The following is a 17,039-nucleotide window of genomic DNA, read 5'->3' as shown; positions in this document are numbered from 1 at the left end:
GCACTGGCCCTTTGTGTTTTTAAAGGGCCATTTTGGCGTAGCGTAGCGAAGACAAAACGGGGCAACCGACGGTATTTATTTTTAGGGGCGTTTTTTCCCTAAAAATAAATACCCAGGTTGGGCAAGGTGCGCGCACGGGCGCGGCTATGGAAGCTGCGCGCTTAGAGAGTGGAGGCGTTTGGCGCTGGCTTTGCGGCTTTTTTGCAAAGCCTGTGACAATAAGCCGGAACGAACGGGCCGCAACATTATTGTAAGTACTTTCTTACGAAGTGATTCACTGGCCTTTTAGCACAATGGTAGGCTGGCGCCTTGCCTTGCGGCTTTTTTGCAAGGCATGTGACAGCCGGAGGAAGAAGTACAATGTCCCCCATAAACATCACGCATCATCGTCATCCTCCAGCCATTCCAGCACATCTTCACTTTGCACTTTTAATTTAGCCGCTGGATGGGTTGCGCTATGCACTTCCTTTAATTTCTGGATCGAGACATGGGTGTATTGCTGTGTGGTGTCCAGCATCGCATGGCCGAGTATTTCTTGGATGTAACGGATGTCTGCGCCGTTATCTAACATGCTAGTAGCCATCGTATGACGGAACATATGCGCCCCACCTTGCTTAATGATTCCCGCGTTTTGGAAGTATCCACGGATTAAATGCGATATGCCATCTGGCACCAACGGTAAACCCTGATAATTTAAGAACAGGGTTTGTTCACTAGGATTAATGCTTAATTCGGGTCGCACGCTTAAGGTGTAACGCATCACCCAATGCAGCGCCCGCTCACCAATCGGAACCACACGATCTTTTTTACCTTTACCCTGCCGTACAAAGACGGTGCCGCGCTCTTTGTCCACGTCATACAGTTGTAACTCGGCACATTCACGGCGTCTTATGCCCGTTGAGTAAAACAGTTCCAGTATCGCCCTATCACGTATCCCTGTGGGGTTTTCGATATTAGGTTGCAACATGATTAAGTCTATTTCCGAGCTTTGTAGCAGTCGATCCGTTAAGCGTCTGCGCGGGGTTCTCGGTAAGGTAATTTCTGAGGCGGGGTTAAATAGCAAGTGGTTTTGCTGCGCCATCCATTTAAAAAAGTATTTCACGGCACTAAGCAATGACGCTTGCCGTTCATAGCTCAACGTTTTTTCGTTGGCGCCACGGTAGTGATACAGATAACGCTGATAGCGTTCGAGAATTGGCTTTGTGACTTGCTTGGGGCTTTCCAAGCTTCGATCGTTGCACCACTGCTTAAACTGCCATAAATCGCGGTGACGACCGTCTATTGTGGGCTTGGCGTAATTGGTCATACCCATCCATTCTAGGAAGCGCAATAACCATGTGCCGATACCGTCGGGGCCATCGGCTGTTATTACACGGGTTTTCATTCGGGTTCTAACTTTAGCCATGATTTAGCCCCGAACAGAAGCGGCTAAGGAAGGAGAGCCATGACTAGAGCCTGCCCCATGAGCGCAGCGAGTGCTTTGGGTACGATGCGACGACACGGAGTGATTTATTTTTCCCTGAGTACTGTTACTTTCAGGATTTTTAAGATCAATCGTGTTTGAGTCTGGTTTTATAGAGTTATTTTGATTTTCCGCTTCCCGACCATCCCCCGACTGCCCACCGACCACGGGCCGACCGCACTCCGACTGACTAGCTTTTAAGCCCGACCGGTTGTTGTCGTAACTTATCTTTTTTAACGATTCGACATCAATCAGATTCATTAAAAACGCTTGGCCGCTTTCACCTTCGCCATGATATTGCAGCTCATATAAATATTTTTGGCCTTGCTTATGCACCATCAAGTATTCCAACTCCACCAAGCGAGAGAGGTGTATTTTTAATTGGGTATCACCCCAACCGGTTTTTTCTCGTACTGTTTTGCGACTAAAGTGATAGCTGTTTTGTTTTATATTGTCTTGATGGCAAACGGCTTTCACCATGTCATGCACCGCGCTTAATAGCTTTCTCGTTTGCGGTGGTAACTCATCTAAGCTTCTGCCCAACACGTCGTGCGCTAAACGATTCGCGATAGCAATATCGCTTAGCTCAACTTCGATGTATTCCAAGGTTTTACCTTGGTGCAATACGGTTTTTATTTCTCGTTGATACTGGTGCAGTAAGGCCACGGTTTTAATGAGGTGTAGGTATTTCATGTGATCACGACGACTGCGGGTTTGACTGTCCATAAAGGTTAATTGCTTAGCGAAGGGATTCACCACCTTGATCGACTTTAATAAACGCTGGGCATTGCTATGGGTTTGGAGTATGGCTTTTTTGGTTTCATCGGCCAGCATACCGTCGAGGGTTTCTCTATCGCGTTGCAACTCATGGATTAAGCGGGTTTGTTCGCGGCTTTCATTCACGGTAAGCACTATGCAGCGGTTCATTAACTCTTCGTCAATGTCGATAGCCGTGGTGGTGGTAAACAACATCACCGGCCCTTCCACACGGTATTCCTGCGTCATTAAATTACCGTCGGCATCCTTGCCAGTACTAGCGATGGTCAACTCGCCTTCACTTTGTAAAAGCTTTAAAGCGTAGCTCGCACTTTCTGCGCCCTCTTCTTCAGCTAACGCTAAGATTTTGTGCTTGAGGTTGGTTTCGCCCATATAAAATAAACTTTGGCCGGTCATGGCCGAGTACTGCACACATTCTTCCTTGGGCATCATCGCCAGTACAGCATTCATTAAACTGCTTTTACCGGCGGCGCTGGTGCTTTGTATTACTACCGCTAAAGGATTATCTAACTTTCTGGATACGGCAGCCAAATAGCCCACCAGCTTATTGGTTTCTTCACCCACGACACCGGCGGCGTTAAAGTCGGCCAAGATACGATCCAGCAAATTGGGATCACGTAATAAGCTTAAAGCGGCTTCCTGCTCTTCATCGTTCAAGTACACCGCGTTATCTTTGGGCGCACTTTCTTCGAGGCGGTCTTGCTGGTGACTTTCCAAGGCCAATAACACTTTGCCTAAATCATTTTTGATAGTGCTTTCATCAACACCTAGCTCGATAATGGCTTGCTTGATAAAGCTTTGGCGCTGCCGCGCCACATATAAATCCAAGCTATCCACATGGAAGTGTTCGCCCTGCCTGACCAGCACATTCACTTTTAAGCTGTCGTAGCTCACGCTTTTGTTTAGGCCGCGCACGCGGTAATGGCGTGGGCCGAAGGCCAGCGTCATTTCGTTATCTTTGATTTGGGCATCGACGGTTAACGGGTCGTGCTTGGGTACTGGTGATGAGGTTGGCGGTTCGGGTAATGCAGAGTGATTTTGTTCACTATTTTCTGTTGGTTCTGCCAGTTCAGGTTTAACAGCATCTGACGAACAGGGATGTTCTAATGTCGCGGACGCAGGATGCGTAGGAGCGACTAGAGAACTAGCCGCCAAAGGTGAAGGTGTTTCTATTTCTTCAATATCATTCAGTGGTGGCTCGCCACCACCCATCCATTCCGCTTTTCTAATCACCAAGCCAAGACTTTTTTGCGCTGGCGTCACTTGCCGTGCGTACTCGTTCGCATCCATACCTTTCGGGAACAGGATGCGATAGCACGCGATACCGGCTTGTATCAGTTGCTTGGCAGCTTTTTCAGCGGCAGCATTTCCCGCTTCGTCACGATCATAAGCAATCAACACACGTTTGATTTTTAACGCGGTGATACGGTCAAACAGCTCATCGGTAAAGCCTTGCGTGCCGTAACTGGTGGTCACATGCTTAAAGCCCCAACGCCAAAACGTTAACGCATCAATCAACGATTCACATAAAATCACTTCGTCACTGTTTAAACCTTCGGGATTAAACACACCACTATGTGGCCCTGGTAAATACAAGTGTTTGGGTGTGCCCTTGCGTAAATTGCGCACGGTTTTACGGCCATAAACTTCGGTCACTACGCCATTTTCATCGATCACAGGGATCACCAATGAGCCGTTAAAATGCTCGCGGCCAGTTTCGCGATACAAGCCGATTCGCTGTAATTGTTCGCGGATTTGCGCACCGGCTTTCACTTGTTTGGCTGGTAATGTAATACCCAAAGAACGATTGGCGTAGCCTAATTTAAAATGGTTAATTAATTCCGCATCATCCAAGCCGCGATATTTTAAATGGTCTTGTGCGTCCTGATTTTGCTTTAAAGTTTCGTGATAGAAGCTAATCACCTGCTGTAAAACCGCTTGATCATCTTCGGTGGGTGCCACCTCCACATCAACCGGCTCCGGTGTATGGGCATTGGTTTTGGATTCAGAAGAAGCGGCTAAAGGAAGGTATTGCTGCTGTAATCGCAATGCGGCCTGACGGAAGTCTAAGCGTTCGGTTCTCATCACCCAATCGATCACACTGCCACCGGCACCACAGCCAAAGCAGTTAAAGAGATTGGTTTTTGGGCTGATAATACACGAGGGTGTCTTTTCTTCATGGAAGGGGCACGACACCACGGAGTCTTTGCCTTGGCTCACCACTTCAAAGCCCTGCTGGCGCACTAAGTCCAACAACGAGACATCCGCTTTGATTTGGTTGATGGTGTCATCTGGTATACGTGCCATAGGCCAACCCTCTCTAAAAAACCCGTCAATAGACTTTACAGTACTAAACTACATGACTACTATGTACTTATCAAGTCGTACTTTCTAGACAGGGGGTTATCATCATGGCCGTATTCCACTACTTTGGTATTGGCTTGGATATGGCACAACTCAAAGACCAGCTCAAAGAGCTACGCGAACAACGCAAAATCACTCAAACACGCCTAGCAGAGCTAATTGGCGTAAGCCCACGCGTCTATAATCGATGGGAAAACGGCGATGCCGTGCCTCATTGGGATTCTGTAGTAAAGATTGCAGAAGCACTGGATGTGAGCCTTGATCAGCTCGCAGGACGTACAGGGAAGAGTGACAAAGTTGTCATACATAACCTTAAGCTGCATGAGCTGTACAAGAAGGTCAATGAGTTATCAGATGAGGATCAGCAAGCGCTAATTGTGCTCTTGGACAGCCTTGTGGCTAGAGCAGATTTGCAAAAATTGGTCAGTGCCAGTCAGAGCATGAGGAAGTAAAAAGCCCAGCGAGTACTGGGCTTAAAAAATTACATTAAAAATGTTTACCTCATTTAACCTATTTGGTCTTACAGAACAGGTCTACCAACCAGCGCCCAAATACAAGCTCACTATCTAGTGAATCGTATGTGGGGTCAAACTTACTAGCAAAAAAATCAAATGGTGTTAAATCAAAAAAGAGGTGCTTTTGCCCCCTAACTAACAAGGTTAATTTAGAGAACGGGCCGAAACATTGAAACTCTACTTTTTCGATTTCCTGTACAGCCATTTCATTATTTTTTAAGCATATAAACCAATTCTCATCTCGCTTGTAAGCAACCAACTTCTTTCCAAATAAAAATCGCTTTAAAAAACCATCAGTTAATTCTGGGGAGCTGTTTTCGTGAATTAAATCACCAGAACAGCTCCAAGAATAAACCGTACTTTGCTTACCCCACTCTCTTATAAAAAAAGTAGTCATACTACAAGGCTCCGCCAACCATCCTATTTATTTTTTCACTGCTTCGAACCGCACTATCAATAATATCGTCATACGTTTTCCCTCGGCTGAGGAACCAAGACACGTCCGGCCCAACTGCATGGCCGTAATGCCACATATTCCTTAACTCCAATATTCTTTTTACCGCTTGCCCCGCAATTCCTTCGGCTTCCATCATTGCGCGAGCTTCTATTTTGATTGAGTTACGCATCAGGACTAACGACTCGGCAATCTGCTGAGATGTACGCCCTTGCGTTCTCCACAATGAAATTTGACGCGGCATTTCATTAGCAAGGAACGACATATACCTTTGTCGTATCGCACGGTTTACTGGACCAAAAGTATATTTAATTAGCTTGTAACCTGAGGTGGCTACGCCTGTACCCATAAATCCAAGCGCAATATCTAATGCCCCATCAGCATAGCGTCCCTCATAAATCGCAACACCACCGCTACCAATTGAATATCCAGATAAACCAGCACTTGCGACTGCTAAAGTAGAGCTTACATTAACGGCTGACATAACAGACCCAATAGAAAACTTACCCGTTGGATCTATGTTATTAGCCGGATCAGCATTTGCGTACAGATACTTATGCAATGTAATAGGATCATGGTTATTCCCCATCCAAGTATCCATTGAGGTAAATCGCCCAATCCCTTGATCGTAATACCTCGCTCTTAGGTAATACTGATTCAGAGAGCTGTCAAACTGCTCCCCAGCAAACATATAACTATTTTTGGTAACACCCGTACGGTTCAGTACCTCACCGAACGCTTCGTAATCATAAGCGTCTGAAATACTACCTGCGCTATCACTTAACGTTCTAACACTACCCAATCCATCGTAATGGTAAAAATAGCTATTACCTTCTCTCGCCTGGCTAATCAAGTCGTCACCATAGGTGTAACTTACCGTTTCTACACCATCGGTTTCGAGCAAAACTTGCGCATAAGCCCGGTTGCTATCAACAAGGAAGCTTGTAGTAACACCACCTACCTGTTTACTGTTGCGAATTCCCGCAACGTTGTAAGTATAACGTAGCAACTCTTCAGCCGTTTCGGCTTCCACCATTTTATTTTTGCTGTTGTATCGGTAGGTAGTGGTAATACTTTCCGAGGTTTCTTCCAGGGTATTACCGTTAGCGTCGTGGGTGTAGGTAGTGCCTCCTTGCGCTGTTAAGCGGTCGTTTGCATCGTAGGCATACGACGTTTCAACCCCTTCTACCGTTTGGCTAATACGATTACCGACCGCATCGTAGGTATAATTTGCACTGTAATTACCTACATCGCTATCAGTAATAGTTTCGCCAGTGAGACGGTACAGGCTATCGTAGGTGTAATCTGTTACGCGCCCATCCAACTCGGTAATTGCAGTGCGACGGTTAGTCTCATGTAGCGAATAGTCATATCGCTCCACCAAAGCACCGGCACCGCTGTATGTTTCCAGGGTGATCAAACGATTCAGTTCATCGTAGTAGTATATTTGGCTGCTGCCATTGGGGTAGCTGATACTGGTACGATTACCTACGGCATCGTAGCCATAGCCGGTAATACCGTCCACACTGGTTACCGAGGTCAGCCGATTAAGGGCATCGTAAGTATACGTTGTGGTAACAGCACCACCTCCGGCTGGCGTGGCAACCAATCGCGTTTTATTGCCATTCAGATCGTACTCAAACGCTAGAGTTGCTCCATTGGGCTGTGTTTCCAGAGTTAGACGACCGAGAACATCGTATTCGTAATATGCAATACGATGTTCTCCTAGTGCAGATACTTTTGTAGCGGAAGATCTCTGACCAAGTACGTTGTACTCAAACCGTTCTTCATTACCATCTGCGTACACGATGACAGTTGCACGGCCATTGTCATCGTATTCGTAGGTGGTAATGTCACCGTTGAAGTCAGTATAGCTGAGTACATAACCCGCTTCGCTGTAGGCCGTTGTTTCCTCTTGGCCCATTGGCAATATGCGTTTGGTTACTTGACCCTGGGTGTCATAATCCCATGCAGTGCTATTACCATTAGCATCCGTTTGTGAAACTTTATTACCTTGCTCATCGTAGCCATATATAGTTTCTTGGCCCAATACGTCGATAACCTTCGCTAGTCGACTCATGCTGTCGAACTCAAATCGAGTTTGAACATCTGCTTGGTCTATTTCAGCAGTACGACGTGAAAGCGCATCGAATTCCGTTTCGATTTTACTTCCATCTGCATAGATCGTTGCGATGCGCTGATCAAGATCGTTATAGGTGTATTCCACACGGCGATCAAGCGCATCGATGGTCGCCGTCATCCGCCCCGCAGCATCATGCTCGTATCGCGTTTCGTTCGCAAACGCATCACGAACCAATGTCCGGCGCCCCGCCGCGTCGTATTCGTACTCTGTACGATTACCCAACGCATCAATACTCGCAACCAAGCGGCCAGCGGCATTGTATTCGCTACGCGTTATTGCTCCATCTGGGTGAGTAGTGTTTATAAGGCGATTGGCAGCATCGTACTCGTTGCGAGTTATGTTGTTATTTCGATCCATCTGCTCAATTAAATTTCCCCCGGCGTCGAATGTTTTACTTTCTTCACTGCCGTCGGTATAACGCACAAGAACCTGATTACCGCGCGAATCGTATTCGAATTCGGTTCTCTGACCCAGGGTATCTACTTCTACCACAACCTGGTCGAAATAATTGTATTCCATAGTTGCTTCCGAGCCGTTTGGATATACAGTGCGGATTACGCGGTCTTCTGCGTCGTGCTCGTATAGAGTTTCGAGGCTGACACTATTGCCTTCCAAGTCTGTGCGGCTAGTTGTTTCTCGAATCTTACGGCCACTCGCGTCGTAGCCAAAAGAAGTAACAGAACCATCGGCATTGGTCTGGCTACTAATCAAGCCAGCCAGTGGGCCTACACAAATAACACCATGTGACTGAGTGTTTCCAAGTGCATCCGTAAAGCCCTTGCTTGCTCCGGTGGAACAAGAGCTGCCTCCAACGCCTATATCCCAATGTAGCTTGGTTACGTTACCCGATGCGTCTGTAATGCTGGTGAGCTTGCGAGAACGTGTATCGTAAGCATTTTGGTATACCGTAACATCTAAAGCATTAGTGGTGCTTTCCTCCATGTTTTGTTTGGTATACGTATTGGAAGTTATATTACCCAATGCATCGGTCTCGCTGATTATATTGCCACGGCTGTCGTAATCCCATTTGCGCGTTTCACCTAGGTGGTTTGTTTCTGTTCGTACGTCTCCAACTATGTTGTAGGTACGCGTTGTAGTTTCACCCAGCTCGTTGGTTTCGCTTAGTACGCGACCCTTATCGTCGTATATATAAATCGTGTTGTTACCACGCAAATCGGTAACGATTGAGGTACGGCCGTCAATGTTGTGGTCGTATTCAATGCGATTACCTTCTGCGTCGATTATCGCAGTGAGACGACCATCTTCGTCATATTCCATACGCGTTGCAGATACACCATTTGGATCAACAATGTCGTCCAGATAGTGTGGAATACGGGGTAGATAATCGAAGGTGGTTATATCTCCAGAGAAGTCAGAAAGTTGTTCAAGATCCCCTTCGAGCGTATAGAAGTAATCAATGCGACGACCATCTGGCAGCGTCAATGCAATAATTCGATTTTGCGAATCGCGTTCAAACTCAATCGCATACCCGAGGCTGTGAACAATTCCACTCTCGCTGTAGGTAACGTATTGTCCGCCCGGCTCTTCTACTCTGCGAATACCGAAGCCTTGATCCAGGTAGTACACCATGCCACCCTTTGTAGTGAGTTTGTAGCCATTTGGATCGATTCCATTATCTTGTGACTCAAAGTCCCCCATATCGATAATATTGCCGTTTGCCAAACGCAACAGGCCATGGTCGGTTTGTTCCAGTGTCGAGTATGTACCAGCCATTGCTTCAAAGCTCATCTGAACGTCAATGGTTGGTACTAGGTACGAACAATCTGGGTTTGCTACAGCTTTGAACTTTTCAATACTGCCATCAGGCAAGGTGATAGTTACAATGGGATTGCCATTCGGCTCTACACAATAGTTACCAAAGAAACCGTTACGGTAGTAGTTCAGGTTCCAACTAAAGCCTAGTGTTCTGCTTTCCTGTATCCGAACATTTTGATAGTCGACACTCCAACCGTAACCAAAGTCCAGACTTTCGTTGCTGCGGCGTGTATCGTAGGTTCGCGTTACGCGTACAGGAATACCGGCAAGATCAACACTCACATCTTCAAAGGTTATGGAGTAATGACCAACTTTCATATCACCGTCCACAATCAGTGTAGTGCTGTCTTGTGCAGTTTGACCGTTTACATCCGTTGCTAAAAGTACAACCGAATAAGTGCCATTTAACAGCATTGTTGGGTCGAACTCGGCAAGCTCAGCATTCTCAACCTCGCTATTACCTGAAGCCACCATCGTCCAATTACCTGCACCTTTAGGGGAAACAAACAATTCGTATGAAACAAGGTTATCATCGCTTACGGTTCCAACAATGCTGGTTGGTGCCGTAACGATTGTGGCTTCCTCTGGTGTAGAGATTGTTGCGATAGGACCTGTAGTATCATCTGGGTTTAGCACCAAGTAGTTACCCACGTCTTCCCGATATTCTTCACCAGCGCTTGCTATTGCAATTACATCGTGCAGACCAAACTCGCTTGCCGTGATGGTGGCCTGGCCATAACCATCCAGCTCAACTTCCAAGCCGTCTACATATATAGCAATTGCAGTCACTGAACTGCCGCCTGTTGTCGCGACGGAAAGAGTAACATCGTCGCCAACATAAGCAGTTGCCGGCGTGACATCGAGGAATAATCGAAGAGGTGGATATTCATCCCACACTTTTACAGACCAGGTTTGGATAACGCTTAATTGGCCGTCGGAAACCTGTACGCTGAAATTCTGGATACCAATATCCGAAGTTGCGGTATTCCAAAGGAGCGCGCCCTCAGGCGATAGGCTCGCATCTGCCACGGTTGCGCTAAGTAGCTCATAAGTTAGTGCGTCACCATCTGGGTCTGTCGCTTCAACCTGGTAGCCATATTCCTCGCCCGACACAATTTCGGTTAAAGGCTGGCTGACTATTTGTGGGTAGTTGTTTATTCCTGCACCCGAGTCTTCGAGTGCCGACTCAACGGCAAGTGTGTAAGACTGGGTAATAGCCGACTTTCCGTCAGATACTTTAATAGCTACCGTGTATTCGCCCACGGCCCCCTCAACGGGTGTCCAGCTAAATAGGCCAGCTGCAGACAACTCAACACCATCAACTTCTGGGCTTAACAAAGAATAAACAAGCGCGTCGTTATCTGGGTCCACTGCCTGCGCCTGATACTGGTACTCATTCCCTACTACGGCTGGCGATGTTGGAACACTGATAAAATATGGTAGTTCATTCGGGACAACTGGCATATTTACCGCTACCCCAAATGTTTGAGTGCTGATGGCTCCACGGGCGTCAGTTGCGATAACTACTACATCAAATACCTGAGTATTTTGCTCTTCGGACGGGGTCCAGGTTACGACACCGGCCGGAGAAATATTCATACCGTTTGGCTTGGCCCCCAAGGTAATTTGAACCGCATCGCCATCGCTATCCGTCGCTATAACGCTGTACTGGTAAAGCGCACCGACGGTCGCAGTTTGACCGGGATCACTGATAATTGCTGGCGGATTATTAAAGGATTCGTTCACCGGCAACGCCAGAGATTGCGCTGCCTTCCCACCACGACCATCTGAAACCACTATGGTTATAGTATATGTACGACCTATCATGAATGCCTCTGGAAGCCACGTAAACACCCCGGCTGAATCGATTGCCATGTTTCCTGCCGCATCGTCCAAGGAATAACTCAAATCGTCACCGTCTTCATCAACGACTTTCACTGGATAACCAAATTCCTGTCCAACCGTTACCGCTCCGCTCGGAGTGCTGACAATTTGTGGGGCGTGATTACTTTCATAGGGATCCGTAACTTCAATTGAAAACCGAAGGTGGGTACTTTCACCGCGTTCATCCATTGCAACAATATCAATTACGTTCAGACCAATTTGATCTCGCGTAGGAGTCCAAAACACCTCACCTGTAATGCCATCTATTTGCATCCCTGCAGGCTTGGTGGCCAAACCAAACTGAATCGCATCACCATCGGGGTTTGTCGCTACAGCAGTATATGTCCACTCTTGCAACGCTGAAATGGATTCATTGACCTTCTCTTCAAACTGCGGAGGATAATTATCTGGAACAGATACTGTTAACTTGTGTAGCTGTTCATCTAATAAACCTTCTGAGTCCTGCACAGCGATATTAAAACTATAGACGCCCGACTCTAGCACGCCCGCTAGCGCAGTAAGCTCTCCGGTATAGGCATTTATTGAAATTTGAGAGGGATTGTCACGTAGACTGAAACGATGTGCGTCACCTAGGTCTGAGTCTTGCACCTCGGCTTGGAACGAATATCCCAATGCGCTGGCCACGCCGCTGGAAGCGGAACTCACAATACTTGGCGCTTCGTTTAGGTTTATTGTGCTGTATAGAAGAGTTTGGCTATCGAACAGGCCTAACGGGTCATATGCCCCTACCTGCAATACAGTCGAGCCTTGACTGTTATTACTGGTGTCGCACTCTTCCGCTACCGTAGAAATACTGGCATACACATAGGACGCCAACTGCTCTGCAGATATGTTAGGCAATCTAACTGAGAATTCACCGTAACCATCTAAAGCCTCGACAACTACTTCTCCTAAAGACGTGTCTTCCACTCTGTCTCCATTGGTATGAAAACTCACGGTAATTGGCTCTCCAGCAGGAGCTGCACCGCGATTTTTCAAAACAACTGACAGGGTATTAGTTTTGTCGTTGAAGCTTAACTCGAATAGAGCAAAGTCAGGCATCGAAAGAGCTGACCGATTTGCAAAAGTATTCAAGCGGTAGGTGTTGTGTGTTAACCAACTCGGCTGCTCGAATTGCGGAACAGTACCGTCATCATTAATGTTTGTGATGTGATACGCGTGCTGATTCCAAATAGATCGAGTTGGTGCCCATGGTTCACCAGCTGTCTCAAGCGCAAATAAGCCAGGCGTGGTCGATTCGTTCCCACCGAACAAAATCTCGGCCTGACCGTCGTTATCAATATCCGCAATTACTGGCACTTCGAGAGTTGTCCCAGAACGATTGTATCTCTCATGAATTAGCGTACCTGTCGTACCATCGAATACACGGAAATATTTCTCGTCCGCATACACAACTTCGGCGCGCCCATCTCCCTGAAAATCGAATACAGAAGACCCTGTACGATGGGACGAAGCGTCAATTGTTCGAAAACGCCATTTCTCGGAACCGTCCGTTTCGAAAACAACGTAATTGGCACCACCTGCGACACCAATTTCTGGCTCGCCATCACCATCCACATCAGCAACCGTAGGGGCGCCACCGCTACCACCGCCCGGTATAGGCCGTGACCAAATTAGCGTTAAATCGTGGTTATAGAGATAAACTTTTCCAGCCCCAACTTGAACAATTTCAGGGAATTCATCTTCATCGAAATTACCAACAGCATTAAAGCCACCGGAGGTTACTGAGGTATTGCGATACAGAGTGTTTCCTTGGTAATCGTATACGGTGTTACCTGCAATAATTTCCTGGAAACCATCCAGGTTCACGTCAGCAACAATTGAAATAATACCGTAGCCAGTTTCACCACCATACGAATTTCCACCTTCTGCGACTACATTACCTTCATGGTCGAAAATAATACGGCCCAGAACAATTTCCGGATCGCCATCTGCATCCAAATCTGCAATTGACACCGCGTCCCGCGGATCAGTTTTTGAGGGGGCTCCCGTTAATTTACTCCACTTTAGTTCACCAGTATGCTCAAAGGCCAACAATCGAGACCGGTTTGGTGAAACGCCAACGATCTCAACAATACCATCACCGTCGATATCAGCTGCAGCAGGGCTACCTAGGCCTGCGACTAAGCCCTCTGCGCTTTGCCAAATCGTTTCACCTGTATCACCATCTACCACAACTAAACTATCACCGGTTCGGTCAAAAAATGCCACATCCGGCATGTCTTCAGTTGTAATTTCCCCATCAGCATTATCATCTGTAAGTTGCACAACGACTACAGGCCCAAATACACGCGTTGAGCTACCCGTTCCTTGCCAATTCCATTTCACTTGAGCAGAAAATTCACCCGAACCTATGAACGGTGGACGCTCGCAATACTCATTATTGTTGCGCAACGATTCAACGAAAAAATCGTCGGCATTCGAAATACCCCCAGAGAATTTATTTATAACAACGTTTGGCTCGTATACACGATCGAGTGCATAGCCCAGGTCATCACCATTCGGATCAGTGGCCTTCACATCATATATGTAACCTAACCCCTCAATACCCTGCTGCACCGAGTTCGATATTATTTCGGGCGAAAGATTTTCATTTACTATGAGCGTAATTTCACGTTCGGCAGTTGCACCACGTAAATCAGTCACTGTTATAGTAAATACATAGTTACCAGGCTGAAGGATTGTTGGATCAGATGTAAACTGGCCTGTACGCTCGTCAATATACAAGCCTTCCGGTGCGTCCACCAACCTAAAAGAGAGGGCATCGCCCCTATCCACATCACTTGCATCAACAGTTGAACGTAGAACCTGAGCACCATCTAACTCAAGCTCAGACTCACCCTCAAATTCCGGCGCATCGTTAGCATCAGCGACATTTACAGTAAAAATTTGAGTGTCGAACAACCCCCTGCGATCTGTAACCCGCGCCTTAAAAACGGCGGCAACATTTGAGTTGTTCTGAATTTCACACTCATCCAAATTTTCAGCTTCCACAATTCGAGCGAATACAGAACTGGAAAGAGCGCTATCACTTTCAATATCAATGGAAACGAGTGCAGAAACACCACTCGAGATTTCGGGAATTGTTACACGCCCAAGAAATACACCGGAATTGTCAAACCCTGAATATATTTCCAATGTGGTCTTGGAATTAACATCTGTAATTCCCCGGTTTGAAACGCCTACGGACAAATGAAGAGAACCATCTTCATTTTTTATAAGATCAAAATCGCCAACTCTCAAATCCGGATTGCCTAGGTGATCGAGGGCAACGGGCAGGTAAGCCATCACCAAACTTGTTGTTCCATAATTCGTTGTAAACCAGCCGGTACTTGTCCTCCAAACCCCATTGGTTTCCTGAGTACCCAGCAAATATTTGATAGCATTAATAACAGCCGGATCTGTTATGACTGGATTGCTATAATCCAGCGCTAAACCTACCCATGCAGTGACGAGAGGATCTGAAGAAGCGCCACCAAATGTTAGTGGCCATCCGCCATCGTTACTTTGTTCTTCACGTAAGCGTGCGTCACTCGCATGTATTTTCTCAAGAATTTGTACTTTCAAATTGTCATCTTGAATATAACCAACAAGCTCTGCTAACCCAATTAATTTAAAGGCAAAGTCAAGGTTATTATTTTCGTTTCCTGTGAGGATATTGGTGGTAATTGCATCCACTTCTGAACGATAAACATCGGCCATCTCTAGCTGGCTAGCGCTAAACGAAATTTCACCCCCATTGATATCAGACAGAAATCCGCTGACGCCCTGAGCAATCAATGCATTGACGGCCTGGGGAATACGTATCCACGCAGTGTCGTGATCTCGAGTCCAGTAAAGATTGGAGGCGCTGCCCTGTTGTGTCGCCTGAAAGTACCTCAAGGCCTCTGCTCGCACACTTGCTGTACGCTCACGATCAGGATGGTTTTCGAGTGCCCATAACGCTAATGACGTTTGTGTTTTTGAATATTCGGGATGCGACTTTCGAATTGACCCATCTGACTGTTGATTATTGAGAAATTCCTGAAGTAAATATTCAGTTACGGTCTCGTCTATAGCAGCCTTTGTCATAGACGTTTCCAAACCAACCAGGCTTTGCGTTTGCACATGACAACCCAAGCATTGGTTGCTTTCACTCCATTCATATACTGCTGGAGCAGTGTAACTGCCGGCTAACTCTAGCGCCGTTTTTACGTCCTGGAAAAGCGGTGCTATATAGGTCGGTTCTATACCAACTGTATTTTCCTGCAGCACACCTACAGCTCCTGCGGGCACGATATAACACTGCGCATTAAACTCTGGAACACTAGCGACATACTCCGCGCCTGGCATCCAGTTGATAAGCCCGGTTTCAGGATTAATAACTGCTGTTGCGGGAAATTTATCCAAGCTATAAGTTAAGACGTCTCCGATTACAGTGTCCTCATCCTCCGCGTCCACATCGTATGAATAATTCAAATTTTCTGTCGCTTGAGTAACAGGATCTGAAACAATTACAGGAGGTTTATTCGAAATAATTGAAAGATCCCCAACAAAAGGAACATGATGTAGTTCCATCATTCCAGACCAACTCTTAGCGTAAACACTACCGTTTAAATGCCCTTGGGGATCTACAATATTTGCAGTTGGGGCGAGTACTGTCCCTTCAATACCAACATTCACAAAAGTAACTTTACTCGCTTCGTAGAAGTTAAATATTGTTTTATGCGCCCAAGGGGCTAGATGGGTCAGACCAATTGACTCAAACTTTGGATTATCACCAGAAACATTAAAAATAAGTGTTGCGTCATCCGGGATGCATTTCACATCGAAGCTATAGGCAGTTTTAACCATATCACCATCAAGGTTGAAAACCTGGGTGTCAGAATCACAATCGCCCGCCATATATACACCACCCCACTTGTACTCAACCGTGGTATTTACTGTGGCCAGAGATAAAAACTGAGAGATGAGAGCTAACCTTTTGAACTCATCGCTAAAGCTGAAGGGCAACTCGGCATGATTAACAACAGCGGAACCTTCTTCCATTGCATTTAAAATTTCATCGCCTATTGCAGAGGTATCACCTCCAGCAGCTACACTACCGGTAAAAATACGACCATCGTGATAAGTAATATCTCCACCAACTATTAGTGTGAAGGTTTCAGGAGGGGTCTCAATTTTGGTTGCCACGCCATAACTGGTGAGCGAAATATTGCCCCCTGCGGCGAGTTTCCCATGAATATCGGTAGCTTCAGCGGTAAAATCACCAGAGATGAAAGCGTTATATTCACCCGGGACACCCAATGACGAAGCCATGGAGGCGGATGCGAGCGTCAGCGTTAAGATCGCTACGCATTGGAAGAAAAAATTAATGTCGCGCTTGCTAGCCCGTGACGTGCCAACAAAAAGAGATTTGAGTGAATTCACATCGCCCCCGATATTTCAAAGAGAAAATAAGGGACACAGCGAATAGTCAATCCTTCGAAAAACCGCTTATCGGCTGCATCCATGCCAAACTGCTACGTTGTTACAAGCGAAAGGATAACCCATCTTTGTTTTAATTTCATTACACCAATTGTATACAATCGTAATTCATGTCGTCAGCTGAACAACTGAAACTGGAAACAACCCGCCCTGCGCCATATTTTTTCATTATTAAAA

Annotated in this window: 5 protein-coding genes; 1 reads left to right on the top strand and 4 read right to left on the bottom strand. The window is 46.5% G+C overall.

Annotated features, from left to right (window positions below):
* Positions 1-376: 376 nt before the first annotated feature.
* Together xerC and H5715_RS19250 are read right to left on the bottom strand one after the other, a co-directional pair.
* Positions 377-1,405, bottom strand: coding sequence for a site-specific tyrosine recombinase XerC (gene xerC / locus H5715_RS19255; RefSeq protein ID WP_185906573.1), 1,029 nt, complete (start codon positions 1,403-1,405; stop codon positions 377-379).
* A 3-nt stretch (positions 1,406-1,408) separates the two neighbouring features.
* Positions 1,409-4,546: a CHC2 zinc finger domain-containing protein gene (locus H5715_RS19250; RefSeq protein WP_075185754.1), complete on the bottom strand. Its 3,138-nt coding sequence runs from the start codon at positions 4,544-4,546 to the stop codon at positions 1,409-1,411.
* Between the two features lie 104 nt (positions 4,547-4,650).
* Between H5715_RS19250 and H5715_RS19245 the strand changes: the two genes are divergently transcribed.
* The gene (locus H5715_RS19245) at positions 4,651-5,055 is read left to right on the top strand and encodes a helix-turn-helix domain-containing protein (RefSeq protein WP_075185755.1); all 405 of its coding nucleotides are present in this window, start codon (positions 4,651-4,653) and stop codon (positions 5,053-5,055) included.
* Positions 5,056-5,113: 58 nt separating this feature from the next.
* On the opposite strand, the gene H5715_RS19240 is transcribed toward H5715_RS19245, so the two are convergent.
* Complete coding sequence (locus H5715_RS19240; RefSeq protein WP_075185756.1) at positions 5,114-5,515, bottom strand: hypothetical protein; 402 nt, start codon at positions 5,513-5,515, stop codon at positions 5,114-5,116.
* Between the two features lies 1 nt (position 5,516).
* Complete coding sequence (locus H5715_RS19235) at positions 5,517-16,805, bottom strand: choice-of-anchor A family protein (protein ID WP_185906572.1); 11,289 nt, start codon at positions 16,803-16,805, stop codon at positions 5,517-5,519.
* Between the last annotated feature and the right edge of the window lie 234 nt (positions 16,806-17,039).

The organism is Teredinibacter haidensis (assembly GCF_014211975.1).
Classification (GTDB): Bacteria; Pseudomonadota; Gammaproteobacteria; order Pseudomonadales; family Cellvibrionaceae; genus Teredinibacter; species Teredinibacter haidensis.
This window is presented reverse-complemented; position numbering and strand designations above follow the sequence as displayed.